The sequence below is a fragment of the Acinetobacter sp. AOR43_HL genome, from assembly GCF_027854635.1.
Classification (GTDB): Bacteria; Pseudomonadota; Gammaproteobacteria; order Pseudomonadales; family Moraxellaceae; genus Acinetobacter; species Acinetobacter pittii.
In genome coordinates this window covers 16,745-42,447 of record NZ_JAKTHX010000037.1, presented here as the reverse complement: position 1 = coordinate 42,447, position 25,703 = coordinate 16,745, and the positions used below count along the sequence as shown (strand labels likewise).

General features: G+C 39.6%; 25 protein-coding genes. 8 read left to right on the top strand and 17 right to left on the bottom strand.

Annotated elements, in window-relative coordinates; genetic code table 11:
• Positions 1 to 196 precede the first annotated feature (196 nt).
• Positions 197 to 997, top strand: a complete 801-nt coding sequence (locus MKL33_RS18800; RefSeq protein ID WP_270907520.1) for a M23 family metallopeptidase — start codon at positions 197 to 199, stop codon at positions 995 to 997.
• A gap of 4 nt (positions 998 to 1,001) precedes the next feature.
• Here MKL33_RS18800 and MKL33_RS18795 read toward each other — a convergent pair whose 3' ends face one another.
• The 3 genes from MKL33_RS18795 to MKL33_RS18785 all read right to left on the bottom strand — a co-directional run bounded on the left by MKL33_RS18795 (position 1,002) and on the right by MKL33_RS18785 (position 2,145).
• Positions 1,002 to 1,427 carry a GNAT family N-acetyltransferase gene (locus tag MKL33_RS18795; protein ID WP_270907519.1) on the bottom strand — a complete coding sequence of 142 codons (426 nt, stop codon included), beginning with the start codon at positions 1,425 to 1,427 and terminating at the stop codon, positions 1,002 to 1,004.
• A 97-nt stretch (positions 1,428 to 1,524) separates the two neighbouring features.
• Complete coding sequence (locus tag MKL33_RS18790) at positions 1,525 to 1,947, bottom strand: OsmC family protein (RefSeq protein ID WP_002121528.1); 423 nt, start codon at positions 1,945 to 1,947, stop codon at positions 1,525 to 1,527.
• A 78-nt stretch (positions 1,948 to 2,025) separates the two neighbouring features.
• The gene (locus MKL33_RS18785; protein WP_002121587.1) at positions 2,026 to 2,145 is read right to left on the bottom strand and encodes a hypothetical protein; all 120 of its coding nucleotides are present in this window, start codon (positions 2,143 to 2,145) and stop codon (positions 2,026 to 2,028) included.
• A gap of 241 nt (positions 2,146 to 2,386) precedes the next feature.
• On the opposite strand from MKL33_RS18785, the gene crp reads away from it, so the two are divergent.
• Positions 2,387 to 3,094: a cAMP-activated global transcriptional regulator CRP gene (crp, locus tag MKL33_RS18780; protein WP_005070320.1), complete on the top strand. Its 708-nt coding sequence runs from the start codon at positions 2,387 to 2,389 to the stop codon at positions 3,092 to 3,094.
• 159 nt (positions 3,095 to 3,253) lie between these two features.
• Positions 3,254 to 4,303 (top strand): NADP(H)-dependent aldo-keto reductase, encoded by a 1,050-nt coding sequence (locus MKL33_RS18775; protein ID WP_270907518.1) that lies wholly within the window; start codon positions 3,254 to 3,256, stop codon positions 4,301 to 4,303.
• Between the two features lie 54 nt (positions 4,304 to 4,357).
• On the opposite strand, the gene MKL33_RS18770 is transcribed toward MKL33_RS18775, so the two are convergent.
• The 5 genes from MKL33_RS18770 to MKL33_RS18750 form a co-directional block, all read right to left on the bottom strand.
• Positions 4,358 to 5,137 carry a M48 family metallopeptidase gene (locus tag MKL33_RS18770; protein WP_270907517.1) on the bottom strand — a complete coding sequence of 260 codons (780 nt, stop codon included), beginning with the start codon at positions 5,135 to 5,137 and terminating at the stop codon, positions 4,358 to 4,360.
• Positions 5,138 to 5,252: 115 nt separating this feature from the next.
• Positions 5,253 to 5,570, bottom strand: a complete 318-nt coding sequence (locus MKL33_RS18765; RefSeq protein WP_002121533.1) for a hypothetical protein — start codon at positions 5,568 to 5,570, stop codon at positions 5,253 to 5,255.
• Positions 5,571 to 5,692: 122 nt separating this feature from the next.
• On the bottom strand, positions 5,693 to 7,012 hold the full coding sequence (locus tag MKL33_RS18760; protein ID WP_044101722.1) for an adenylosuccinate synthase: 1,320 nt from the start codon (positions 7,010 to 7,012) through the stop codon (positions 5,693 to 5,695).
• A 63-nt stretch (positions 7,013 to 7,075) separates the two neighbouring features.
• The gene (locus MKL33_RS18755; RefSeq protein WP_151283313.1) at positions 7,076 to 8,242 is read right to left on the bottom strand and encodes an ATP phosphoribosyltransferase regulatory subunit; all 1,167 of its coding nucleotides are present in this window, start codon (positions 8,240 to 8,242) and stop codon (positions 7,076 to 7,078) included.
• Positions 8,243 to 8,553: 311 nt separating this feature from the next.
• Positions 8,554 to 9,573: a type I glyceraldehyde-3-phosphate dehydrogenase gene (locus MKL33_RS18750; protein ID WP_005076995.1), complete on the bottom strand. Its 1,020-nt coding sequence runs from the start codon at positions 9,571 to 9,573 to the stop codon at positions 8,554 to 8,556.
• Between the two features lie 270 nt (positions 9,574 to 9,843).
• Between MKL33_RS18750 and alaS the strand changes: the two genes are divergently transcribed.
• From alaS to MKL33_RS18725, 5 genes are all read left to right on the top strand, one after another.
• Positions 9,844 to 12,480, top strand: coding sequence for an alanine--tRNA ligase (alaS, locus tag MKL33_RS18745; RefSeq protein ID WP_086376873.1), 2,637 nt, complete (start codon positions 9,844 to 9,846; stop codon positions 12,478 to 12,480).
• A 286-nt stretch (positions 12,481 to 12,766) separates the two neighbouring features.
• On the top strand, positions 12,767 to 13,972 hold the full coding sequence (locus tag MKL33_RS18740; protein ID WP_033854422.1) for a tyrosine-type recombinase/integrase: 1,206 nt from the start codon (positions 12,767 to 12,769) through the stop codon (positions 13,970 to 13,972).
• Between the two features lie 162 nt (positions 13,973 to 14,134).
• On the top strand, positions 14,135 to 14,629 hold the full coding sequence (locus MKL33_RS18735) for a LexA family protein (RefSeq protein WP_033854423.1): 495 nt from the start codon (positions 14,135 to 14,137) through the stop codon (positions 14,627 to 14,629).
• Positions 14,630 to 14,632: 3 nt separating this feature from the next.
• On the top strand, positions 14,633 to 15,931 hold the full coding sequence (locus MKL33_RS18730) for a Y-family DNA polymerase (protein WP_100290326.1): 1,299 nt from the start codon (positions 14,633 to 14,635) through the stop codon (positions 15,929 to 15,931).
• Between the two features lie 99 nt (positions 15,932 to 16,030).
• Positions 16,031 to 16,582 (top strand): hypothetical protein, encoded by a 552-nt coding sequence (locus MKL33_RS18725; RefSeq protein WP_227500901.1) that lies wholly within the window; start codon positions 16,031 to 16,033, stop codon positions 16,580 to 16,582.
• Positions 16,583 to 16,632: 50 nt separating this feature from the next.
• Here MKL33_RS18725 and MKL33_RS18720 read toward each other — a convergent pair whose 3' ends face one another.
• The 9 genes from MKL33_RS18720 to MKL33_RS18680 form a co-directional block, all read right to left on the bottom strand.
• Positions 16,633 to 17,178 (bottom strand): glycoside hydrolase family 108 protein, encoded by a 546-nt coding sequence (locus tag MKL33_RS18720; RefSeq protein ID WP_033854425.1) that lies wholly within the window; start codon positions 17,176 to 17,178, stop codon positions 16,633 to 16,635.
• A 42-nt stretch (positions 17,179 to 17,220) separates the two neighbouring features.
• Positions 17,221 to 17,610, bottom strand: coding sequence for a hypothetical protein (locus tag MKL33_RS18715; protein WP_033854426.1), 390 nt, complete (start codon positions 17,608 to 17,610; stop codon positions 17,221 to 17,223).
• A gap of 62 nt (positions 17,611 to 17,672) precedes the next feature.
• On the bottom strand, positions 17,673 to 20,162 hold the full coding sequence (locus MKL33_RS18710; protein ID WP_270907516.1) for a phage tail protein: 2,490 nt from the start codon (positions 20,160 to 20,162) through the stop codon (positions 17,673 to 17,675).
• Positions 20,162 to 20,590: an NlpC/P60 family protein gene (locus MKL33_RS18705; RefSeq protein ID WP_001171474.1), complete on the bottom strand. Its 429-nt coding sequence runs from the start codon at positions 20,588 to 20,590 to the stop codon at positions 20,162 to 20,164. The genes MKL33_RS18710 and MKL33_RS18705 overlap by 1 nt, the downstream gene beginning before the upstream one ends.
• A gap of 47 nt (positions 20,591 to 20,637) precedes the next feature.
• On the bottom strand, positions 20,638 to 20,832 hold the full coding sequence (locus MKL33_RS18700) for a hypothetical protein (RefSeq protein ID WP_000133296.1): 195 nt from the start codon (positions 20,830 to 20,832) through the stop codon (positions 20,638 to 20,640).
• Positions 20,832 to 22,307: a BspA family leucine-rich repeat surface protein gene (locus tag MKL33_RS18695; protein WP_119062752.1), complete on the bottom strand. Its 1,476-nt coding sequence runs from the start codon at positions 22,305 to 22,307 to the stop codon at positions 20,832 to 20,834. The genes MKL33_RS18700 and MKL33_RS18695 overlap by 1 nt, the downstream gene beginning before the upstream one ends.
• Positions 22,308 to 22,318: 11 nt before the next feature.
• Positions 22,319 to 24,142, bottom strand: coding sequence for a CotH kinase family protein (locus MKL33_RS18690; RefSeq protein WP_000217928.1), 1,824 nt, complete (start codon positions 24,140 to 24,142; stop codon positions 22,319 to 22,321).
• 59 nt (positions 24,143 to 24,201) lie between these two features.
• Positions 24,202 to 25,059: a DUF2163 domain-containing protein gene (locus MKL33_RS18685; RefSeq protein ID WP_140953671.1), complete on the bottom strand. Its 858-nt coding sequence runs from the start codon at positions 25,057 to 25,059 to the stop codon at positions 24,202 to 24,204.
• Positions 25,056 to 25,697 carry a DUF2460 domain-containing protein gene (locus MKL33_RS18680; RefSeq protein ID WP_270907515.1) on the bottom strand — a complete coding sequence of 214 codons (642 nt, stop codon included), beginning with the start codon at positions 25,695 to 25,697 and terminating at the stop codon, positions 25,056 to 25,058. The genes MKL33_RS18685 and MKL33_RS18680 overlap by 4 nt, the downstream gene beginning before the upstream one ends.
• Between the last annotated feature and the right edge of the window lie 6 nt (positions 25,698 to 25,703).

Here is a 25,703-nt window from a genome sequence, read left to right as displayed (position 1 = left end):
CAGTGAGTAAAACTCCATTATAATATGGGATTGTTTTGTATATATTTCAAGTACAGTTCAGCTACATTTTATTAAAATGCTTGAATATTTAGATTCATGCTTATTCTTATTACGCTTTTCACAAAGTCTTCATTGAGAATTTAGTGATTAAGCTTTAGTTTATCTTGCTAGTTTCCTACTCGTTTTGAAATGAAAAATGCACTTTAAACATATTATATTAACAACAACTTGTCTTTTTACTTCGGCACTGGCAATCGCTCAGCTCCCACAAGACTCCAGACGACCTGGTGGAATTGCAGTTGTTCCTCTAAGTACTGATATTACTCAGGTCACTTTTCAACAAAAGCCTGTTTTAATTAGCCAAGAAGGTCAGCAGCGTTATGCCGTGCTTGGCATTCCATTATCTACTCCAATCGGCAGTATTCAACTCGACACAAATAAAGCCCCGATTCAAATAGAAGTTAAGTCTTATCCTTACGCAGAACAACGGATTAAAGTCACGAACCAAGATTATGTGAACCCTAACCAAAGTCAATTAGACCGCTACGCTCAAGAAGCAAAAGAACAAAATGATGTGTATACCTCATTTACACAGAGCTCATGGCAAACCCTACCCACATTTATACGCCCGACTTCAGGGAAATTTAGCAACTCTTTTGGAAGAAAGCGCTTTTTCAATGGCGAGGAACGCGCGCCTCACTCAGGTTTAGATATTCCTGCGCCAGTAGGACAAAAAGTTGTTGCTCCGGCAGATGGTGTTGTTATCCAAACTGGATCTTATTTTTTTAATGGACAAACCGTGTTGATTGATCATGGCCAAGGCTTAGTCAGCATGTTCTGCCATTTAAGCGCAATTAAAGTAGAGAAAGGCCAACATATCCGCCAAGGAGAAACGTTAGGTTTAGTAGGCAAAACAGGACGCGTGACAGGCCCTCATCTGCATTGGGGCATGAGCCTTAATAATGCTCGGGTAGATCCTCAGCTTTTTTTAATTTAGCTCGTTAATTTAAAGCTTTACGAAAATACTTTGGCGCTTCGATATAGCCTTCTCTTAGGTAAAATTGATGTGCCAAAGGTCTTTGCATTCCTGAATGCAGTTCCATTCGATCACACCCTCGGCGTCTGGCTTGTTGCTCAGCCTCCTTTACGAGTAAATGCCCTACACCTTTGCTACGCATATTCTCATCAACACACAGATAGCATATTTTGGCAAAGTCACCTTGTAAGGCAATTTGCGGAATAAAGTAGAGAGATAAAAAACCATAAATTTTACCCCTCTCTTCAGCAACTAAAATTTGTGAATTAGAGTCATTATGGAGTATCTCAAATTTTTCTTGAATAAGAGCAAGAGGCTGTGGGTATCCCATCTGTTTAAGTAGATCACATATGGCTTGAGTATCTTCTGATTTAGCAGAACGAATATTCACCTTTCTTCTCTCTATTATTTTTTAGTTATTTTTGACAATAAAAAAAGCCAACTCTCATGTCAGCTTTTTTTTTAATTTCTAGCTATCAAAAAATGCCTTATTCCGCTTCAATAATTTCGAAGTCATGTGTAATTTCAACACCACCATCGGAAAGCATTTTACTTGCTGAACAATATTTCTCGGCAGACAATTCAACTGCTTTTGCAACCTGCTTTTCTTTCACAGCTTTACCAGTTACCACAAAATGTAAGTGGATTTTAGTAAACACAGCCGGAATTGCGTCAGCGCGCTCAGCTTTTAAATTACATACAACATTCGTCACATCTTGGCGAGATTTCTTTAAAATAGTCACAATATCAAACGAAGCACACCCACCAAGTCCCATTAATATCAATTCCATAGGACGTGGACCACGGTTTTCACCACCATACTCAGGTGAGCCGTCCATGATGACACTATGCCCACTATCCGATTTCGCTTCAAAAGCAACATTCTCTAGCCAATGTACACTTGTTTGCATTGCAACTACCCAAAAAAAATTATAAATTTAAGCAGGGTCTGTTGACATTTCATCTATGGATTGCGTTATAGCTAAAAATTAATCCAAATAAGACGCAAAACCCAGACAATGGCAATCCTTTGTCCAGTTTTGTAATAAAGTTTGTGAAATTTCAGCCATAATCTGAGTTGCAATTAAAGCAGCGCAGGCATAGCGCAAGACCAAGTTATTTTGTACGTTCCGTTGTTAAGATCTATTTTATTTAGAATGGCTAAATTTCATAGTTCTTATTTGGTACGTCTAAAAGAATTGTCTTATGTTGCAACCATCTGTGAAATGTCAACAGGCCCTTGTTTTGTACACTAACATAAAATGAGTTGATAAGGAATTTCATCTCTTCTGTGTAATAGCTCATCTCGAGCTTGTGTGAATTGTTTACCCTATTCGGAACATATTAAGCATGACTTCAAATTTTTCACAACTCAGCACAGATGCTTTATCTCCGGGGCAACTACCTGAATCCGTTAAAGCATTGTTAAAACGTGCTCACATCAACAGATATCCAAAACGAACCACAATTGTTGATGCCGGAACAGAGTCAAAATCTTTATATTTAATTTTAAAAGGCTCAGTTTCAATTATTTTGCGTGAAGATGATGAACGTGAAATTGTTGTTGCGTATTTAAATCCGGGCGATTTCTTTGGGGAAATGGGGCTTTTCGAACCGAACCCTCAACGTACAGCCGAAGTTCGAACTCGTGATGTCTGTGAAATTGCAGAGATCTCTTATGACAACTTCCACGAACTTAGCAAACAATACCCAGACTTAAGCTATGCTGTTTTTGCACAATTAGTTCGCCGTCTAAAAAATACGACTCGTAAAATGACAGATCTTGCGTTCATTGATGTGTCTGGCCGTATTGCACGTTGTTTAATCGATCTATCTTCTCAACCAGAAGCAATGATTTTGCCAAACGGTCGTCAAATTCGCATTACTCGTCAAGAAATTGGCCGTATTGTTGGATGTTCACGTGAGATGGTTGGTCGTGTACTCAAAACCTTAGAAGATCAAGGTATGATCCAAACTGATGGTAAAGCGATTCTTATTTTTGATGCATCATTAGAAGAAAACACTGTTTCTGATGATGACTACGACGATGAAGAATAATATTCATTAAATTTTTAATAAAAAGCAAACTTCGGTTTGCTTTTTTTATATGCAACAATGAGTTAATACACAAAACTTACAAACTATTCTAATTTTATGATTTAAGTTGAATACATATTCTCCGTTATGCTAACTCAAAATTTCCAAGGATTCCGCTGTATGCAATTTAACCCACTTAGTCGCACAGGCCTTAAACTTCCAGAAATTTGTTTAGGCACCATGACATTTGGTGAGCAAAACTCCCAACAAGAAGCTTTTGAACAACTCAATTACGCCTTGGCACATGGTTTATATTTTTGGGATACGGCAGAGATGTATTCCGTTCCACCAAAACCTGAAACCTATGGAGCAACTGAAACGATTATTGGCAATTGGTTTGCCCAGCATGGACAACGTGATAAAGTCTTTCTCGCATCTAAAATTGCAGGTCCGGGCTTTGGAGGAACACACATCCGAGAAGGCAATACACGCTTTAACAGTGACCATATTGCCAAAGCTCTAGATGGATCACTTAAACGCCTCCAAACGGACTATATCGACCTTTATCAACTGCATTGGCCTGAACGTCATACCAACTTTTTTGGTACGCTCGCTTATGGCAATCAGCAAGCTGAAAATGATTACGACACAACACCTCTAGAAGAAACATTACTCGCTCTACAAGAAGAGATTAATCGCGGGCGCATTCGCTATATTGGTTTATCAAATGAAACCCCGTGGGGCACCATGAAGTTTTTATATTTGGCCGAAAAGCTAGGTGTCAGTAAATTCGTAAGTGTTCAAAACCCTTATAGTCTTCTTAACCGTACTTATGAAATAGGTATGTCAGAGATTGCTAAATATGAGGATGTCGGCTTGCTCGCCTACTCTCCTCTGGCTTTTGGTTACCTAACTGGCAAGTTTAGAAATGGTGCACGTCCCGCTAATGCTCGTGTGACACTATTCCCTCGCTTTAGCCGCTACAGTAACCCTCAAAGTGAGTGGGCGACTGAACAATATGCACAGCTAGCAGAAAAGCATGGACTAAGCTTAACTCAGATGGCCTTAGCTTTTATTAAACAACAATTCTTTGTGACCAGCACAATTATTGGTGCCACTAATTTAGATCAACTAAAAGAAAATATTCAGGCATTTGAGATTGAATTACCAAGTGAAGTTCTAAAAGGTATTGAGGCCATCCATACCCAACAACCCAACCCTGCTCCTTAAATAAAAAACGGATGCTTAAGCATCCGTTTTCTTTATCTATATAAAATTTACATCTTATTTGCGGCTATTATAAACTGCCATTGCCGCAGGTAAGTTTTTACGCATATCACCAATACGTTGTGAGTTAGATGGGTGAGTAGACAAGAATGATGAACCACCGCCACCTTCAAGCTTATTCATTTTTTCCCAAAGTGTAATCGCTGCATTTGGATTATAGCCTGCGCGCGCCATCAACATTAAACCACCTTGGTCAGCACGACTTTCCAAGCTACGAGAATATGGTAAGCCCACACCCACTTGTGTACCTAACTGAGCGGCAGCAGTACCAAGCTGGCCTACGTTATTACCCGCATAGCTTAAACCGATGCCTAGAGCTAAATCAGTTAAAGCTTGTGCACCGATTTTACTTTTTGCATGCTCTTCTAAAGCATGTGTCATTTCATGTCCCATAACAGCTGCAATTTCAGCATCTGTCAGGTTCAATTTATTCACAATACCTGTATAGAACACTACCTTGCCACCAGGTGCAACGTAAGCATTAATCGTATCTGATTTCAACACCGCTAACTGCCAGCTAAATGGTTGACCAGTCTGATTCATCTGGTTGGCAAATGGTTTTAAACGGTTGAATACAGCATTAATACGGTTATATGTACTAGAGCTTGTATCGAGAGCACCCTTACCACGTGCTTCCTGCACCATCTTATTAAAACCTTGAGCAGATTGAGCATTTAAGGTTGCAGTATCTGCACCAGCCATGTCCGCTACTGTTGCACAGCCAGAAATGGTCATCACACTTGCTGCACACAAGCTTAAAAAGAGTTTTTTATTCATAACACGGATCACCTAAATCGATAAAAAGCTGTTTATTCTTTTGCACTTATTATAAGAAATACCACTCATGCTTTGAATGTCTCATTTCTTCATGATCATAGTATTTATGTAACGATCAAGTAGATAAAGTCATCAAATAAATCCAGAAAATTAAACAGATTACATTTAAACCCAGATAAACATGACTTAAGGTTTTAACTTTCTCTTCAAGATTAGGACTTTCCCGTTTCCAGAGTAAATAACTATTTTGTATGAGTACAACAGGAATTAACACACATGCGAACAAAACCGACAAACTCATAAAAGCGGTCATAAAGAAATCTTCATGATATTCCTGTCCATAAATAACCAACATCGCCAGCGTGGGTGAACCACCAATAGCAAATAAAAAAGAATAAAAAATTGTTTTTGAAATAGTTGGTTGCAGCTTCATCCTGAGCCCATCCTTCCTTATCTATATATAACGTTTTAATCTGAATCTAATAAAACGAAAACTGCACTTTAGTCGGGTATAAAAAAAGCCCCCTTTCAGGAGGCCTTTTTAATCTTTGCTAATTAAGCAGAGAATGGATGACGTAAAACAATTGTTTCTGCACGATCTGGACCAGTTGAAACGATATCAATCGGACATTCGATTAATTGTTCAATACGCTTAACATAAGCCAAAGCATTTGCTGGTAATTGATCGATACTCGTTAAACCAACAGTCGACTCGCTCCAACCAGGCATAGTTTCATAGATTGGCTTCAAGCATTCAAAAGAAACCGCATCTGAAGAACCGACACAACCTGAATCTGTATTTTCATAACCTACACAGATTTTTACTTCTTCCAAACCATCTAAAACGTCAAGTTTAGTTAAGCAAATACCTGAAAGTGAGTTTACATCTACAGAACGGCGAAGAATTTCAGCATCAAACCAACCACAACGACGTTGACGGCCAGTAGAAGCACCAAATTCATGACCAACTGTACCTAGGTGTTTACCAATTGGGTCACCAGAATCAGCAGCTGCATCGTAAACTAATTCAGTTGGGAATGGACCAGCACCTACACGTGTTGTATAAGCTTTAGTAATACCTAATACATAATCAAGATGTAAAGGTCCCATACCTGAACCAGAGCTTACGCCACCAGCAGTTGTATTTGAACTTGTAACATACGGATAAGTACCGTGGTCAATGTCTAGAAGTGAGCCTTGAGCTCCTTCAAACATTACAGCCTTACCTTCTTTGCGATAGTCATGCAACACTTTAGTTACATCAATCACTAATGGAGCAAGCACTTCACGCCATTGGTTGCAAAGAGCCAATACATCTTCAAATTTAACAGCTTCTACACCGTAGAACTGAGTTAATTGGAAGTTATGTAACTCAAGCATTTCAGACAGTTTTTCTTCTAATGCTGCACCACCACGAACAAGGTCAGCAACACGCACTGCACGGCGAGCTACTTTATCTTCGTATGCAGGACCAATACCACGACCTGTAGTACCGATTTTAGCATTACCACGTTTCTTCTCACGTGCCTGATCAAGTGCAATGTGGTTAGGCAAAATGAGTGGACAGTTTGGAGAAATACGTAGACGTTCTTTAACAGGAACACCTTCCGCTTCCAAAATTCCCATTTCTTCAATTAACGCGGCTGGTGAAAGTACTACACCATTACCAATTAAGCACAATACGTTTTCACGTAAAATGCCTGATGGAATGAGGTGCAATACAGTCTTTTTACCACCTACGACAAGAGTATGACCTGCGTTATGTCCGCCTTGATAACGTACTACCGCAGCCGCCTGATCTGTGAGCAGGTCGACGATTTTACCTTTACCTTCGTCGCCCCATTGGGTACCAAGTACCACAACATTTTTGCCCATAATAGCCTCATTACATCATGCTGTTAAAATTGGAAACCACCAGTAAAAATTTACCGTTGGCGATTAAATCTTTTCAATATTCCATTGTCCATTTTGCGACACGAGTCGATGGGTCGCATATGGAATAGAACTTAAATCATCATTACCTAACAATTGAACTACACGTAAACCTTGAGCACGTGCATTCGAAATTGCTGAGAGTAAATCCTGTTCTGAGCCTTTTGGAGCAACAACAGTTTCGATTTCGGCGAACTGATTTGCACCTAGGGCATATAAATCACAACTAAAGCCAGTAGCAGGACGTGCGCGGCCAAAGTGCTCGCCAATACCATCATAACGACCACCCTGTGCTAAAGGCGCAGCACGATTCGGTGCATAGACCGCATACATTAAGCCAGTGTGATAGTGATAACTACGTAGCTCTACAACATCAATACCGATATTGAGATTTGGCCAACGGCCTTTAATTTGCGCAAGTGTTGTTTTAAGTGCATCTAATGCCGACTTAAATTCAGCATCTTGTAAGATGTTTGCACTTAAATTCGCCTGTAACGCTTCTAGATCACTAGAATAACGGCCAAGTGCATAGAAATCAGAACCCATATTGAGGTTTTGAGTAAATTCAGCTAACTCTGGTAACGCTTTTCTTTGATAAAGATCTGAAAGCTCATGCTCTTCATTTTTTGACAGTCCAGCACATTTTACTAAACTGCGGAACAACCCTACATGGCCCAAATCTAGATGCGCGCCTTGTAAAGTGTAGATGTTCTCGATCAACCCCAGCATAACATCGACCATTTCGACATCAGCTTCGATACTGTCATGCCCGTATAACTCTGCACCTAATTGTAGAGGTGCACGTGTGGCATTAAAATTTTGTGGTTTAGTATGTAATACAGTCCCTGAATAACAGTAACGTGCAACGCCTTCAACTGGTCTTACATGTGCATCGATACGTGCAACTTGCGGCGTCATATCAGCACGAACACCGAGTAACCGGCCTGAGAGCTGATCAATGACCTTAAAAGTTACTAAATCTAAGTCTTGATTTGATTCTGATAATGAAGACAACGATTCGATGTATTCGATAAATGGTGTATATACCAATTGATAACCTCGTACCGCGAGGAAATCTAAAGCTTCACGGCGAAGTTTTTCAATGACTTGCGCCTGTTCCGGCAATACATCTGCTACCCCGTCAGGCAGCAACCATGTCTCTGAAATGGTCATATTTCAAGCCTAAAATCTGATCAACGTGGAACGACCCCACATAAAAAAATCGGGAACACACCCGATTTCTCTTAGTGTAGCATGATACTTTGTGCCATGCACCTGACAATTTGCATAAATCTTTCTTAATAAACTCTAAAGTCAAAAAGAAGATTTCATGAATTAACAATAATATTCAATACCTTATTCTCATTCACTCATATCATAGACAAAAGTTCTTCGACCAAAGAATGGGCCAATATCTGAGCTATCTACTTGTTGCCAGTTAACCAGATTTAATCTTTGAATAGCTTTCTTAAGGTATTTTAAATTTAGAAAGAATCACACAAATCTAATAATCGGTTTGCATAGCCCCATTCATTATCGTACCAAGCGAATACTTTAGCTTGATGGCCAACGACCATCGTCTGAGTTAAATCAACGATGAGTGAATAAGGTGAATGATTGAAATCACTCGAAACTAATGGCTCATCTGTTACCGCCATAATTTCTGCATAGTCTGTTTGAGATGCTTTAATTAGTATTTCATTAATGTGATGCACAGTAATTGGAGATTGCGCGATAAAAGTTAAGTCAATTGCAGCTACATTAATAGTCGGTACCCGAATTGAATAACCATCAATACGGTCTTCCATCTTAGGCATAACACGTTTTAATGCACCGAGTGCACTAGATGTGGTCGGGATAATATTTTGCCCTGAAGCTCTAGCACGACGTAAATCACGATGTGCGTGGTCAAGAACAGATTGATCTGCCGTTACCGCATGAATTTCTGTCATAAGTGCAGTTTCAATACCAAAAGCATCATCAATGATTTTGACTAATGGAACTAAAGCTTGTGTAGTACATGAAACGCTTGATATGATCTGATCAGTCACTTTGACTTCATTGTGGTTCACACCATAAACAATGGCTGCGTCAACATGATCAAAAGGTGCTGCCCCAATAATAACCCGCTTCGCCCCTGCTTGTAGATGACGTGTTGCATCCGCATGAGAACGGAACAGTCCTGTACACTCAAGTACCACATCAATATCTAAACTAGACCATGGTAAAAGTTCAGGTTGTTTCTGCTTTAAAACCTCAACTTTTAGCGTTCGTTGATTTGACTGAATATTCAAAAAAACTTTTTCATTTTCAATGAATATATCTACATTTCCATTGAAGCGGCCGTGCGTAGAATCATATTTAAATAAATGCACTAATGTCTGGACATCTGCTATATCGTTAATCGCCACGATTTCAAAATGAAATTGTTTTGGGCTTTCGAACCAGGCGCGTAAAACATTACGTCCAATCCGACCAAACCCATTAATGGCGATACGTTGCATGACCTATCCTTATCAACAAAACTACAAACTAAAGAAGGCATATAGTAAAGCACGTCAAGGCCAATTGAATATAGATTTTTAGCCAAATCACAGTTTTGTAAGATATTCCTTTTAAAATCGTTGGTTCGGTGGGGTTTTTCCGCTACAATTTAGCGTTTTTAAAAAATAAGCCCCGTATCACATGCTAAGGTTTGGCATAAAACAAACAGGCATTGGTACATTTAGCCAAATTCGAAAATATGGAGTGACTTGGTTGTGAGTACTCGTTTAATGACATCTGCTGAAATTCGTGAAGCATTTTTGCGCTACTTTGAAACGCAAGGGCATACACGTGTCGCGTCGAGTTCTCTTGTTCCTGCCAACGACCCAACTTTATTATTTACAAATGCTGGGATGAACCAGTTTAAAGACTGCTTTTTAGGTCTTGAGAAACGTGACTATGTGCGTGCAACTACATCTCAAAAATGTGTACGCGCTGGCGGTAAACACAATGACTTAGACAACGTTGGCTACACTGCACGTCACCATACATTCTTTGAAATGTTAGGTAATTTCTCATTCGGTGATTATTTCAAACGTGATGCGCTTAAATTCGCATGGGAATTTTTAACCAGCGAACAATGGCTTGCTTTACCAAAAGATAAACTTTATGCCACGGTTTACCACACCGATGACGAAGCTTACGACATCTGGAACAAAGAAATCGGTTTAGCGCCAGAACGTATTATCCGTATTGGTGATAATAAGGGCGAAAAATACGCATCTGACAACTTCTGGGCAATGGGTGATACTGGCCCATGTGGTCCATGTTCTGAAATTTTCTTTGATCATGGTGATCACATTTGGGGTGGTTTACCAGGCTCACCTGAAGAAGACGGTGACCGTTTCATTGAAATCTGGAACAACGTTTTCATGCAGTTTAACCGTACTGCTGATGGCGTGCTTCACCCTCTCCCTGCTCCGTCTGTTGATACAGGTATGGGCTTAGAGCGTATCTCTGCTGTATTGCAACATGTTAATTCAAACTACGATATTGACCTGTTCCAACACTTATTAAAAGCTGCTGCCAACATTATTGGTATTGAAGACCAAGGTCAGCCTTCTTTACGTGTTGTTGCAGACCATGCGCGTTCATGCTGTTTCCTCATTGCTGATGGTGTAAACCCAAGCAATGAAGGTCGTGGTTATGTACTTCGCCGTATTATCCGCCGTGCTGTTCGTCACGGAAATAAACTTGGTGCAACTGGTACGTTCTTCTACAAAATGTTGCAACCTTTAATTGAAGTTATGGGTGATGCATATCCAGAGCTTGCAGCGCGTAAAGACGTGATTGAAGCAACTTTAATTCGTGAAGAAGAACAGTTTGCTAAAACACTTGAGCAAGGTTTGAAACTACTTGAAGGCGAACTTGCTCAATTAAAAGATAAAACTATTCCTGGTGCGACTGTATTTAAACTTTACGACACTTACGGCTTCCCGACAGACTTAACTGCTGATATTGCACGTGAACGTGACTTTATTATTGATGAAGCTGGTTTTGAAGTGGAAATGGCAGCACAGCGTCAACGTGCTCGTGATGCCGGTAAGTTTGCAGTTGATTACAACAACATTGTAAAAGTTGAAGGCGAAACTCAGTTTGATGGTTACATCAACACCACTGGTCAAGGTCAAATTGTAGCGATCTATAAAGATGGCGTACAAGTTGAAGAAGTTTCAGAAGGTGATGAAGCGCTTATCGTTTTAAACCAAACTCCTTTCTATGCTGAAAGTGGTGGTCAGATTGGTGATACTGGTATCTTCAAAAATGAAACTGGTATTTTTGAAGTTCAAGATACTAAAAAGTCAGGCGGTGCCTTTGTTCATCAAGGTATTGTGACCGTTGGTAGCCTTAAAGCAGATCAAAATGTTGAAGCGATTGTTAAAGCGGACATTCGTGAAGCAACTGCACGTAACCACTCTGCAACTCACTTATTACATGCTGCCCTCCGTCAAATCTTAGGCTCACATGTACAACAAAAAGGTTCTTTAGTTGCAAGCGATATCTTACGTTTCGACTTTGCTAATGACCAACCTGTAACTTTTGAACAGTTACAACAAGTTGAGCGCTTAGTGAATGCAGAAATTATTGCAAATAGTGCTGTAACAACCGAACTTCTTGATATCGAAGCTGCAAAAGCTAAAGGTGCCATGATGTTGTTCGGTGAAAAATATGGTGATGAAGTACGTGTACTTTCTATGGGTTCAATTATTGATGAGAAAAACTTCTCTATTGAACTTTGTGGTGGTATCCACGTTAAACGTACAGGTGATATTGGTTTATTCAAAATCACTTCTGAAGGTGGTGTAGCTGCTGGTGTACGTCGTATTGAAGCTGTTACAGGTACTAAAGCGCTAGATGTAGTACAAAAAACTGATGCTGATATCCATCACATTAATAGCTTATTAAAAGCACAGAAAGACCAAACTGTTGAGCGTGTGCAAGCCAATGTTGAATTGGTTTCTGCATTACAAAAGCAGATTGAACAGCTCAATCAGAAATTGGCAAACTTCCAAGCGTCAGAATTGATTGATCAGGTACAAACCATTGCTGGTCGTCAAACGCTTATTACCACTGTTCAAGGTGTAGATGCAAAATCACTTCGCAACTTACACGACAGTGTTAAATCGAAATTAGAGAATGCAGTTATTGTGTTAGCTGGTGTAGAGGGTGACAAAGTCAGCCTACTTGCTTCAGTTGCATCACAATACACTGCAACTCTAAAAGCAGGTGACATCATCAAACATCTAGCAACCGAGTTAGGTGGTAAAGGTGGTGGTAAACCTGACTTAGCACAAGGTGGCGCGCCACTTAACGAGAAGTTTGGACAAGTTATCGCAGCATTACCTGCATGGCTTGAACAAAAATAAGACTTCACTTTTTGTGTAACTGACCCTGAAAAGCCTCTCAGGGTCATGGCTTATATGGAACAACTATGGCATTAATCGTTCAAAAGAATTAATGCCATTTAGCCACTCTAAGACACACTAAGACAAAAACAACAATAAAAGCCTTATTTCTCAATATTTCCCTCGTTTTCAATATAGACATACTAAGACATTTTAGGACAGAATAAGCCTCATCAATTATGTACACATTGGTGTACATATTCGTACTTACCTCTTGCTCAACTAAAATTATGTACACAGGTGGAATATGGCTTTAACTGAAGTGTGGCTGAAAGCTAATAACGGCAAGGCACGTGATAAGGTTGAAGAAATAGCAGATCGAGACTCAATGAGTGTTCGAGTCTCACCTAAAGGTAAAATTGTTTTTCAGCTTCGGTACCGTTTTGCTGGTAAAGCTGAACGTTTAGACCTTGGCACCTACCCTCATATTTCTCTCAAAGATGCACGTATAAAAGCTAGTGAAATGCGTTCACTATTAGACAAGGGAATGAATCCTAAAGTTGAGGTTCGGGTACAGCAGCAAAAATATATCGATGCAAGCACATTTGAGGATGTCTTTAATGACTGGTATGAAAGTTATTGTCTAAAGAAAAAGACTTCTGCTCAGCAAATTAGAAACACCTTTGAACAACATGTCATCCCTGAAATTGGTGATTTACCGGTTGACCGCATTACTCTGCAACAATGGTTAGCTTTACTTGAAGAACTAGCTGATGAAGTACCTTCTATTGCAGATCGAGTTTTAACGAATGCAAAACAGGTTCTTAAGTGGGCTAAAAAGAGACAATTACTTGAGGTAAATGTTTTATCTGACATCTATGCCAAGGAAGATTTGGGAATTGAGCGAAATAGAGGAACCAGATTTCTTTCTGATGAAGAAATTAAAATGGTTTTGATGGCTATTGAAGAATCAAATATTTTGCCTAAAAACAAAATTTTCTTAAAACTATGTTTAATGTTTGGTTGTAGAAATGGTGAACTCAGAAAAGCTAAAAAGACTGATTTCGATTTAAATAGAAAGGTTTGGATTGTTCCTGTAGTAAACAATAAGACTGGCAAGAAAACTGGCCGTGAAATTATTCGCCCTATTTTACCTGAAATGGAGGCATTAATTGTCGAGGCTTTTGAATACAGCACTTGTGAGTACTTCTTAACTAATGACAGTGAAGCAACCCCTATGAGCCATGGTTCTTCAAATTCATTGCCTGGTTATGTAATGGAACGCCTTAGAAGACATCATGATTATCACATGAAACATTGGTCGCTTCATGATCTACGAAGAACTGCTCGTACTAATTTCAGTGCATTTACATCGCGTGATGTTGCACAACTCATGATTGGTCATGTAATGTCTGGTGAACAAGGTACTTATGATTATTATGAATATTTACCTCAGCAAACAGAAGCATATGCAAAGTGGTTGTATAAATTAAAGTCTCTAACCAATAATTAGGGTTTACCCTTTTAGAATTGCAGAATTTCCGACCAAATGCGCCAGATACTGCGACAATTTTTGACTTTTACTTGTTTATCCACAATTTTTTAAATTTGAATTTAAGCTCATCTCTAGAATATCATCTTGAATATGTTACAGATTCAAGTTGGAGGATATTCTATGAGCGAAATTGTACCATCCATTATCCAGATAAAACCGTACATCACACAAAGTATTGTTTTATCTGAGGCCTTATCTATCAAACAAGTTGTACCATCAACTCATCTGCTTGTCCCTTATGCATTAGAAAAAATCAATGCAGGTTTCCCCTCTCCGGCTCAAGATTACATCGATAAAGCGCTCGATATGAATGAGCACTTAATCAAAAATGCAACTTCAACGTTTATTGTCAAAGTTGCATCACTATCAATGCTCAATGCGGGTATAGATATTGATGATGAATTGATTGTGGATCGTAGTCTTGATGCAAAGCACGGCGATATCGTTATTGCACTAATTGACAATGAATTCACAGTTAAACGTTTAATGATCGATGAAAAAGGTCAATGGCTTAAAGCTGAAAATCCTGAATATAAAAATATTTATTTAGCGGACGGCCAAGAACTGATTATCTGGGGCGTTGTCACTCATATCATTAAAATGACACGGCATTAAGTCATGAAACATGAGAACAAAGTATTTTTTCTCATCGATGTAAATAACATGTACGTTTCATGTGAGCGAGTCTTTGATCCGTCTTTGAATGATAGACCGGTTATTGTTTTATCAAATAACGATGGGTGCGCCGTGGCGCGTAGTAACGAGGCAAAATCCTTAAATATAAAAATGGGTGTGCCGCTTTTTCAAATTAAAGACATTGTTCAGCAACATAACGTAATCGTTCTTTCAAGCAACTATGCAATATATGCAGAAATGTCACGGCGCTTTCATTCCATCCTTGCGTCTTACGTAACTGCAGAAGAAGTTGAACCGTACTCGATTGATGAGTGCTTTGTTGATTTCTCAGCTTATGAAAAGAATTTTGATTTAGAAAAAGTCGGGCAACAAATGCGCCAGCAAATATGGAAATGGCTGGGTTTACCTGTCTGTGTAGGTATTGGTAGAAGTAAAACAGAAGCAAAGATCGCAAATCATATTGCAAAGAAAAACCTCGGCTTTAACAGCGTTTGCGATTTGGTGAATATGGATCCTTGTAACAAAGAATACTACTTTGCTCAAATTGATGTTTCAGAAGTTTGGGGCGTTGGCCGTAAGCATGCGAAAAAATTGCAAGGTATGGGTATCAACACTGTTTTAGACCTTGCATGTGCTGAACCACGCGAGATGCAAAAACGTTTTTCTATCGTCATGGCCAGAACCATTTACGAACTGCAAGGTATCTCATGCATTGAGATCGAGCACACCCCACCCTCAAAAAAACAAATAGTTGCAAGCCGGTCTTTTGGCGGTCGTGTAACTGAACTAACAGATCTAAAAGAAGCTATATCGATGTATGCCCAAGATGCATGTAAACGCTTAAGAGATGAGGATTTACTTTGCGGATGCATGATTGCTTTTGTACAGTCAAATCCTTTCGATCCGAATGTGCCTTTTTACAATAAATCTATTACAGGCTCTTTTTCAGAACCGACTGACTGTGCAGTAGATTTTGTCAAAGCAGCTACGAGGATGTTAAACGATATCTACAAAGAAGGAATTAAATATAAGAAGTGCGGTGTAGTGCTGACATGTTTAGAACCAAAGTCTGGCCATACTTATGACCTACTTACAGATTTTGAAACGATAGAAAAGAAGGAACAATTGATGAGAGCACTTGAGAACGTGCATACCAAATTCGGTAAGAAAAAGATTGGAGTGGGTCCTTGTTATATACCTGGTCGAACTTGGTCGATGAGCAGAGATAAATTGAGTAAAAACCCCTTTACTTGGGATGAATTATTGATTATTAGTAAATAATTTTTTGATAAGTGTATTATGCGAATAAATAATGACAATGTAGTTAATGCAATATGCATTTTTGCAATAGTAGTTTCTATATGCTTTATGCTAACAGTAATGTTAAAATCTTTTTATGGAGAAGAAATTAATATTTCTTTTATTAAGGATATATTTTCAATTGGAGCTACACTGTTTGCAGCTTTAATTGCAATATCACTATTTAATGATTGGAAAGATCAACATAATAAAATTATTGAATCAAATTCTGCATCAGAATTAATCAATTCTATTTTACAAACAAAAGTTCAATTAAGACATATTAGAATTTTACTAGATAATTCAGAACTCAACAATCACATGATAAACAGTGAAATTTCAAAAATATTTGATACTTTCGTAAAAAATAATGAAAGTTTTCAGGAACAATTAGAGTTCTTTAATCTTCTTCTGAAAAAATGTCACAAAAAAAATAATCGCAAGAAACATGATGATTTTTTAAGTAAAGCTCGTGCCTTAGTTAATTCGTTTGGAAATATTGTAAAACTTAAAAGTGCAACACAGAATGTGTATATTGAATATAGTCCAAAATTTATATTATTAGTAGATAAGCATCTTATAGAGTGCGATAATTTTTGTGATTCTTTAATAGAATTTGTCAAAGCTAATTAATCTAACCATATTAAACAGCCCTCATCCGAGAGCTGTTTAATAAACAATAATTAAATCGCTACTCGATTAGCAATCCAACCATAAAAGAATTGCTCTTGCGTTGGATTACGTTCACAGATTTCAATGTAACGCTGGCCCTGCATAATATTTAACACGCGCACCAAGACCTTTTCGCCTTCTTTGCCACGTTTATTTAAATAATTTTTGAGAGCATTTAAAGTAGCTGGACCATAAACCCCATCTACTGATAAGTCAGACCAACCTGCTTTACCTTGGTTATTCAGCAAATTTAAAGCACGCTGTAAAAGTGGTTTTGCAAATCCGGTACCGCAATTTACCCCAGTATCTAAGAGCTCTTCTGCCACCATGGGACTAACAGTATTTACTTGGTCAAATCGTGGAGCTGTCCAATAGTTTTTGCGGTAAATTGCTTTGGCCACATCCAGAGGTAAATCTCGCATATTACCTTTGAATCCATTTGCTCGAGCAACTGCTTCAGTAATTCCATACTTAGTTGCACCGCCGCGATCTGCTGGGTTATATACGTACCCGCCCTCACGCTTAATCAATTCTTCAAGATATTGTTCAATGTTCATCTCAGTTTCCTTTAGATATAAAAAAACCGCCCGAAGGCGGCACTAACTGTTTTCAATGTCTTTTCTGGCTTTCTTAAACTCTTTAATCACTTCAACAATCGTTTTCCCTTCCTGTTTATCGATAAAGTTAAAGATCCAACGGACCAAAGCCCAACCGGGTAATCCACATACAAAGAAAAACCCACCAAGTGCAATCATCCCCCACACATCAGTAACCCATTCATGAAGCCCCCACTTCACAATAATGAATGAGCCGCCAGCGAGACTTGATACGACCGTACAAATCAAACCAACTGCCCACTCTTGTGGTGAGCGTGGCATTCGTATCATCAATACAACTGCTGCAACCAAGCCGACCGCTAAAGCCACCACAATTGCAACTCCATAAAATTTTAATAGTGCTGTAAAACCGCTTGTTGAGACTGGTTCCATTTATATCTCCAGATATTTTTAGATAATAAAAAAGCACCTTATGGTGCTGTATGCTGTTAATGTTAGGCTTCAAGTGTGGATTGAGATATTTTGGCTGAATAGTTCCATGCAGTTGACTTCCATACATCTCTTGCAGCAACACGAACATAATATGTGGTAGTAGAGTCTAAGTTTTCGATCGTGCATGCATTCTCGGTACCAGTCCAACTTGCGGCTAAAGTTTCAGGATCAAAGTTTGAATTCTTACTGATCCAAACTTGATAATCTTTCAAGTCAGGAACTTCACTCGGTATCCATGTCACTGTAATTGATGTAGATGTAGAGGAGGTATAAACATCAGCTAGTGCTGGAGGTACTGGATTACTAATATTCAAATCCGTAAATGCACTTGCGCCATTTTCAGTTTTGCTAGCAACGCGTATCGTATAAGCACGTTGCACTCCATCTACTTTCGCTTCACTCAGTGAATATGTGTAATCTGTGCCAGTTGTTTCGACAGTTCTTATTAATGTACCTCCAGAAAGTATCTGAACTATATAAGCAAGTGCACCAGCAGCGCCTTGCCATTGAACTTTAAATGACGTACCAACAAATGGTGACTGAAGTGATAATCCCTTTACGCTTGGTGGGCGTCCTCCATTTATTGTATGGCTATAGGCAGTCACCTCATCAAGAGTCTGCTCTTTTTGTTGCAGTCCATTGAAACTAGTGAACTTAAAATAAATGGTTTTATCAATAAGATTTGAATTGAACTCATGTTGAAAAATAGCTTTGTCTATACGTACAAATGACTCCCCACCATTGTGGTGTTGAATATCATCAAAGCGTCCACGTAAAACTCCACTGAGTGTATATAATCCCGCTCCATTTAAAGTAGCATCAATATAAGAAATATATTCATCCCCAACTCTGCAAAGCGTGGTATTTAATTGAGCATCTTCTAACGTACCGCCAAATATTTGGCTAGATGTATTTAATTGAACCTGCATAGTTGTATCATCTAAATCAATAGATTCTGTCAAAGTTCCATATCTAGCTGATCCATAAATTGTGCCAATCATTTCATAAGTAGTATTGTCTAAACTGGCCCATACGTTACATCCCCCCCAATTTCTTCCTCCAGAAGCTGCAATCCAAACTTGATTTTTACCATCTGTCAGATCGAGTGGTGGCTCAAAGATTACAGGCGCATTTACATTACCCGGTTCTTCATTTCCTCCTTGATATCCGTTAGATGACTGAAGGTCATATTCAACTGCTGAACGCGAACCTACAGCAAGTTCTTCAGCTGTGACCGTGAGTAATCCGTCTCCATCTTCTTCAATACGTATAATACGCACAGGAAAACGATCTAAACCAAGCGATTTATCTGTCAGGGTTACGATATCCATGGGTTCTAATCTGCAGTACTTCCAACCAAGATCGAACTCATATTCATTTCGTACATAAAGCTTACGCTGGAGAAGCAACTGTACAGCATGACGAGCAATCTTCGGCTCACAGAAAAAATCATATTTAACCGGATCCTGAGTGCGTAATCCGAACATCTCTATATTTGCTTGGTCCTTCGCTTCAACAGTCTCGGTATTGTATTGATTGAAACGATTAACATACTCGATCTGAGTGTGATTGAATGCATCAGTATCTCTGCTACGGCGAACGCGAACAGGTTGATCCTTTCCAATAAAGTCATCATCTGTTAAGTGATAAGCAGGTACCAGATTAGGAATAAAAGTCACTCCATTCCCAGATACTGCAGTATCACCAAAAGAACGTATTTTTAAGCCATCAGGACTAGGGACAACAGCACAATTAACTGCTTCAATAATTTCATTGATAATTTCATGCGCGGCTCGTTGCTCTGTCAATGCAAGACTTATAAAAAGACCTGTAGCTGTACAGTAACTTCGAAACTCGGATAAATCTGCCATATTCAAAGTAGGAGCTGCACCGTAGCGCGGATGGGTGATTAGATCTTCAATTACATCTGCAGGATTCGCATCATGAATTGTGTCTGAAAATGTGATTTCACTAATCACTTCAAAATTATGATTTGAAAGGCTAGCATTTCCGCCTAAATCGTAATTTGCACAAGCAACATATCCCAAATATGGATAATGGACTGCCTGATCAGGATGTTTTGATGCGAGATAGCCCCAGACTTGATTTTTATCACCATTGAAGAGTTCAAAGCCAATCTGATCAATCGGTTTCAACTGAACGCCGTTCACAGTCTTCGGAACAATTTGCTCTTTGTCACGCCAGATTATTCCAATATCTTTAATTTTGGTTTCACATAAACCAAGCATCAATGAGGCATTATAAGTGTAAGTAGTATTACTAGTTTTTGTCTTACCCCCTTTTCCTCCCGACTTGGTTGTCGTAGTATGCGCAGTCGATGAGAAATCGCCATACCAGAACATATTCGCAGCCAACCGGTTTTTGCCGTAGACCAGTGGCTGGCATAGTCCATATGCAGATTGCTGAACACGCATAGAGTTGATGCGGTTGTCTGATGTACTGATTGTTGTACTACCAAAGATTCCACCCATTATTTTTTCAGCCTCTTCATACGAAAAAACCCGGCGATTCGCCGGGCTAAACTTCCTTTGGTACCATCTTGAAGAATGACTCCCAGATGGATATATGAATGAATGATTGTTGGCCATTCAACGACAATTGCGCCATGGCTGACACATTTGCCAATTTTATAAAGCACAATATCCCCCGGCTCTGGTGGCCCGTCCACTTCAAAGCAGACACTCCTGATATGCTCAAGATAGCGCTCACCCATCTGATGCATATGCCAGTCTGGCGGATACGGACGCGGATCTAAATGGTCCATGAGCCCAACTTTTTCATAGACCTCACAGATCAGCGTACCGCAATCCACACCCACGCCTTTGACACGGCCTTGGTGGTGATATGGGGTGCCGAGCCAAGTCAGAGCTTCTTGAACAGCGAGCTGGTTTTTCTGCATAGACTCCCCTAAATTTTGGTAATAAAAAAACCGCTAAATGCGGCCTTTTATATCATCTTGGTTTCAGACAACGCTTCAGGCTTCGGGCGCTCAGCTTCGTACTGCTCTTCTGAAATGAACTCGACGTTGTGAATTGTCGAAAGTGTATTTGTGTCAGATAGCTCACCCATTGTGATGACAGCACCAGTGTCTTTATCTAAAACTTTGTAGAACTGCCCATCTGTAATTGTATAATCAGTCATTATACTTGTCCTCCATCTGTAATTGTCCAACCTGCACTTACTAAATTTGCTCTAGCACTCGAAGATACAGAAGAATATTTTGATAAACCCATGCCCAATAATCTAGGTTTAATTCTTGATGCCCACTGGTTTCTTCTTGTCGTATTTACATCTAGCCATAAAGCGTTCAAGAAATCATCATAATAGGATGTTCTATATGCCTTACCCTCCATGAAAGAATCCAAAGATACCTCTACGTTGAACTTAGGACACCATGCTGCTAGTGGCTGATCAAACGCCGTTGCATATGCAAACATTCTCCACATGTCCAAACACGCAGACACGTTCCATGATTCCACAGGCTGATTAAATGACAAAGCTTCTTCAAAGAACTGCGCAAGATCCGTACACACAGATACATCCAAAGCTGCCACTGGCTTATTGAACGACTTGGCTTGGTGCATGAACATCCTTAATGCTGTGCATTTAGAGAAGTTGAGGTTCTCGATGGTCTGATTGAAGGATTCAGCCCCCATGAACATTTGACTAGCCGTCACAACAGATCTTGTATCCCAGTTACTTAGTGGCTGATTAAACGACTTAGCGTACTTGAATAAGCCATCCATGTATTCGACCTTTTGAACATTCCAGTCGTTCAGGTCCTGATTAAACGCATGGGCGTTTTCGAACATATACGATATATTTGTGGCAGAAGACGTGTCCCAGTTGCCAATAGGCTGATTAAAAGACTTGGCCCAGCCGAACATAGATGAAAAATCAGATACCTTAGAGGTATTCCATTTATCCAAAGGCTGGTTGAAATCAACACAATTCGCGAACATCCCTGCAAATGCAACGGCTGATTCCGTTACCCATGAATTTAGGGGCTGATTGAATGGAGTCCCTTGAAACATAGAAGAAAACTCAGTTATTTTCCTAACATCCCACAAGCTCAAATCCTGATTGAAATTAGGAGAATTATGAAACATACTTACGGCATATACTACGTCAGACATGTCCCAGTCTGATAAATCATATGCCACAAATTGGTTCCAAAACATCTTAGCCATACCGTTAATAGTATACGGTCTTCTAGAGTAATCGATCTTCATCTGATCTGGTTTGTTTCCGCCACAGAGAGATGTATCGGTAAGATAATTGTTGAACATCAACTGACAACTTTTCAGACCATCATCGATTTTTATTTTAAAATAACATACTATTTGGCTAGGTAAAGTTAACTCAGTAGTATCAATCGCGATAGGGTTCTCTGGAACTACCAGTCTATCTGGAACATTTGCGGCCCATGCGACGAATTTGCCTCCGTTTATGGTGATAGGGTTTTCAGCATGTGAAAGGCCCCATGTCCAGAGTTCAACCTCGTCGGCTCCGTTAGTTCTGCGATAAATCGCAATATTGCACTTGCCTAATTTAGGGAATACTTTAGATCTAGTATTGATAGATCCGTCTGTTTTAAGTAAAAGAGTATTTGACATATCTCACCTGATTAATTGATTAACCATACCGTATCTAGGTAGTTGATTCTGGCATCGATATACCTATATGCCTGCTCTAGATCTGGATAATTACTATTGCCGAAGATCGGTGTTACCCCCCATTTGGCTTTATCTTTCGAATAGATGTCTCTGGGGATATTTCGGGCTACTTCCACATAATGCTTAACTACCGCATATGTAGATATGTCTCCGCTTTTTCTTAACTTTGTGTAAAGCTCACGGATTTGAGGCAGATATACTTGTCTAAATCTAGGCCAGATATCACCACTGACAATGAAACCTGTTTGAGTGGCTCCCGCGTTTTCGCCAGTAAACCAGTTTAAAGTCCAGTCCAAATCGTAAGGCAGAATAGACCAATGGATATTGTCCCATGTCATGATATTGTAGTTATTGCCATTGATATCCCAATGCCCAACTAATTCAGCAAAGATGTAAAATATCAACCAGTGAGGTAAAACCAAAACAGAAGCGTGGTTTTGATAATTACTATCTAAGTCCTTAGTAAAGTTGAAAAGTCTTTCGATCGAGGTTTGTACCGCAGCAAATTTACTGGGTACAGGCCCTTGGTCTTCATATCCTGACATTTTAGGAGACTTTATTTCCCAGTCATGTGGATCAAAACTTTGACTCAAGTGTGCATCATATGTTGCACTATCTAAAAAGATATGGTTCAAATCAGCATTGTTAAGTGCGTAATTTTGTCTAGTTTTCTTTAATCTTAAGGTATATAGACCATAAAACTGATTATTTAAATAGACAACACAAGGTATTCCGTGAGGATAGTACTTTGCATCAGCTGTGTATTCTGCATCTGCTTTCCTATCAGTATTTGCTTGATAAATAATATTATTTACTTTGCAGTAAGGATAATCCAGTTTTCTTACAAGGCTATTCCAAAATCTGTAGCCACCTTGGTCGCGGAAATGGGTAGGGTCCCTGTAGAATCCCTTTAAGTGAAAAGAGTCAGTGGCGATCATGCTACCTACTTTGACCTTGAGCGATTCCATATCTGAATTAAAAAGATCCAATGTGTAGTTTTTCTTATAGTCGTATGCTGACCCTTGACCTTGGACCGTTACTTCCATGTTTGATTTGAAAAATGTCTGAGAGTTAGATGGGTCACTAAACGAACACACACCCGATACAGTTGTCTCGCCTAAATCGGTAGGCGGCTGGCCCACCATAGTGAAATCGATCCTGTAAAAACTCAATTCAGGGATGGCGATTTCGGTTTGCTCGATCACTTCGTCTGATGATTCCGAGCTGCTACCGAAAGGAGTAACTACTTCATCTGCTATGATTTTTGTGAAATACCACTCACCTTTAGAATTCAAAGAGGCAAGCATGTTTCCTGTATTATCGGAAACTGCAAGAACCGTGTCTCCACCAACCTCACTTGTAGATTCGATATTCAAATCAATATTTGAAAGATCAAATGAACCTCTTACCGTTCCATCTCTTCCAATTGAGAATAAAACATTATCCAAAGCATCTGAAATGATGAATAAGTCATCTGGGGTTGAGGAAATTGTATAAGGATTATTCGAGGTTTCTACTTTTGTTAAATTTGCGCCATCCCAAACATAAAGCCCTGCATCGTCTCCCCGAGCAATACGTACGGTAGAATTAGCAGGTACATTTATTTTATCTGCATCAAATAAGGCCATTGTTGCATAGCTATAGTTGCCACCTTGCGCCTCGACTAAATCAAGTGACATTTGACGAATATGATTGAGCAAAACGGTTAATGCATTTTTAAACTGTGATTCGGTGATAGTGTTCCCGATAAAATCGTAATCGCTCGGTACAGTCATTGGGTTACCCTCAAGAACAAAAAACCCCGCGAATGCGAGGCTTAGAAAGTTAAATTTGATTAAACGGATGTTTCAGGGATTGGTATAAAAGGCGCGCCGCGGAAACGGGAAAAGTTATTGAAGCGGTTCTGGCAAGTTTCCAGACGCTTGTCGCAACCCGGATAAACCTTGATTCTCTGCCCCACCTCAGGATTTTCAAGTAATGGCAATGTAAGAAGCAGCACATCAAGCTCATGCAAACGAATCGTTCGTTTAAGCCCTTTGTTTCCACCTTCTAAAAACTCAATCACCCCTTGCGTGAACCAGCCCTGCGGCTGGTTGATATCACACAGGATCCGCGATGCAGTACTGCCAGCAGCAATCGTAGTTTCAAGCGCATAATTTTCACGATTCAAACCACAGGCGTGATCAAACAGTGTATTGCTGCAGCTCGGTTGGTATAAATTACGTGGCATCTGCACATTCAGTTCATCCAGATCTGATGCGACACTGGCCTGTATCGTATTGCGATCAAACTCAGGTTCAATAATCCGGCCTTCAAACAGCTTAATGGTTCCCGCGCTGGTATCGGTAGGTGTATTGGCATCCATGAAAATACGTTCAAGCTTGAAACGTGCACCGTCCATCTGACCATTGTGAAAGGCTTGGACAATACGCAAACTTTCAAAAGTTTGTTTATCTGTAACATCAATTGTTATAGATAAATTATCCACTTCTACACCCAATGATAATGTGATGCCATCCCGACTAATGATGGGACCATCAGAATGATAAAGTTCACCCGCAACAATGAGATCAAAGTCATAATTGGTGTATCTATAGATATCATTCTGGATCGTCGTGATCGTATATAGATCCGCCATCACGAACTGATTTGCATCAAGTAACGCGATCAGTTTTTCCGAAGCTGCTCTCATACTTTATTCCCCAGTGAGCCTACCATTTCAACTTTTCCAGCTTTCCAGAGTTTGCTCATAAAATTGGTGTACTGCTGTTCATCATCTGCAAAGCGGCAGCGATAATAATAGGTGCCACTGATCGTAATGGATTCACCCGCGGCCAATTGAATAGGCATCTGCAGCAAACCATTTGTAGTAATACCGAATTGAAGTAACCACATTTGACTTTCAGGATCTGACCACATCGGTTTTGATGCATTCTCACTCCACATCAACGGATCTTCACTCTGTTCCGCTTGGGTATGTTGTAAAGGGATCTGAGTGGTATTGATCTGCTTATAAAGCTGGAATGACGTTTGAACACCATCGCCAATGAATGTGCACTGAAATTCATTATCCTCAGGCATCTTGAAAAGAAATGAATCAAATGAGCCACGGCGTTCAAGAAAAAACCCCTCAAGCTGCTGTAATTCCTTGCGTCCTTTGCTTTCACGAAGAAAGGCAAAGGACATGCTGATTTGATACTTGGGTACCGCCTGATAACTGGCCCGTAGCTCGCGGCCGTTTACGGACTGCATGATCTTGGTATTGAACATCGGGGTTTTGGTGAGATCCCACTCTAAACCCGGCAGTTCAGGAAACAATACGTCTGACATGAATCC

Coding starts and splice junctions, on each gene's coding strand:
- MKL33_RS18800 (WP_270907520.1), top strand. CDS start 197: ATGCACTTTAAACATATTATATTAACAACAACTTGTCTTTTTACTTCG.
- MKL33_RS18790 (WP_002121528.1), bottom strand. CDS start 1,947: ATGCAAACAAGTGTACATTGGCTAGAGAATGTTGCTTTTGAAGCGAAA.
- crp (WP_005070320.1), top strand. CDS start 2,387: ATGACTTCAAATTTTTCACAACTCAGCACAGATGCTTTATCTCCGGGG.
- MKL33_RS18775 (WP_270907518.1), top strand. CDS start 3,254: ATGCAATTTAACCCACTTAGTCGCACAGGCCTTAAACTTCCAGAAATT.
- MKL33_RS18770 (WP_270907517.1), bottom strand. CDS start 5,137: ATGAATAAAAAACTCTTTTTAAGCTTGTGTGCAGCAAGTGTGATGACC.
- MKL33_RS18765 (WP_002121533.1), bottom strand. CDS start 5,570: ATGAAGCTGCAACCAACTATTTCAAAAACAATTTTTTATTCTTTTTTA.
- MKL33_RS18760 (WP_044101722.1), bottom strand. CDS start 7,012: ATGGGCAAAAATGTTGTGGTACTTGGTACCCAATGGGGCGACGAAGGT.
- MKL33_RS18755 (WP_151283313.1), bottom strand. CDS start 8,242: ATGACCATTTCAGAGACATGGTTGCTGCCTGACGGGGTAGCAGATGTA.
- MKL33_RS18750 (WP_005076995.1), bottom strand. CDS start 9,573: ATGCAACGTATCGCCATTAATGGGTTTGGTCGGATTGGACGTAATGTT.
- alaS (WP_086376873.1), top strand. CDS start 9,844: ATGACATCTGCTGAAATTCGTGAAGCATTTTTGCGCTACTTTGAAACG.
- MKL33_RS18740 (WP_033854422.1), top strand. CDS start 12,767: ATGGCTTTAACTGAAGTGTGGCTGAAAGCTAATAACGGCAAGGCACGT.
- MKL33_RS18735 (WP_033854423.1), top strand. CDS start 14,135: ATGAGCGAAATTGTACCATCCATTATCCAGATAAAACCGTACATCACA.
- MKL33_RS18730 (WP_100290326.1), top strand. CDS start 14,633: ATGAAACATGAGAACAAAGTATTTTTTCTCATCGATGTAAATAACATG.
- MKL33_RS18725 (WP_227500901.1), top strand. CDS start 16,031: ATGTTAAAATCTTTTTATGGAGAAGAAATTAATATTTCTTTTATTAAG.
- MKL33_RS18720 (WP_033854425.1), bottom strand. CDS start 17,178: ATGAACATTGAACAATATCTTGAAGAATTGATTAAGCGTGAGGGCGGG.
- MKL33_RS18715 (WP_033854426.1), bottom strand. CDS start 17,610: ATGGAACCAGTCTCAACAAGCGGTTTTACAGCACTATTAAAATTTTAT.
- MKL33_RS18710 (WP_270907516.1), bottom strand. CDS start 20,162: ATGGGTGGAATCTTTGGTAGTACAACAATCAGTACATCAGACAACCGC.
- MKL33_RS18705 (WP_001171474.1), bottom strand. CDS start 20,590: ATGCAGAAAAACCAGCTCGCTGTTCAAGAAGCTCTGACTTGGCTCGGC.
- MKL33_RS18700 (WP_000133296.1), bottom strand. CDS start 20,832: ATGACTGATTATACAATTACAGATGGGCAGTTCTACAAAGTTTTAGAT.
- MKL33_RS18695 (WP_119062752.1), bottom strand. CDS start 22,307: ATGTCAAATACTCTTTTACTTAAAACAGACGGATCTATCAATACTAGA.
- MKL33_RS18690 (WP_000217928.1), bottom strand. CDS start 24,142: ATGACTGTACCGAGCGATTACGATTTTATCGGGAACACTATCACCGAA.
- MKL33_RS18685 (WP_140953671.1), bottom strand. CDS start 25,059: ATGAGAGCAGCTTCGGAAAAACTGATCGCGTTACTTGATGCAAATCAG.
- MKL33_RS18680 (WP_270907515.1), bottom strand. CDS start 25,697: ATGTCAGACGTATTGTTTCCTGAACTGCCGGGTTTAGAGTGGGATCTC.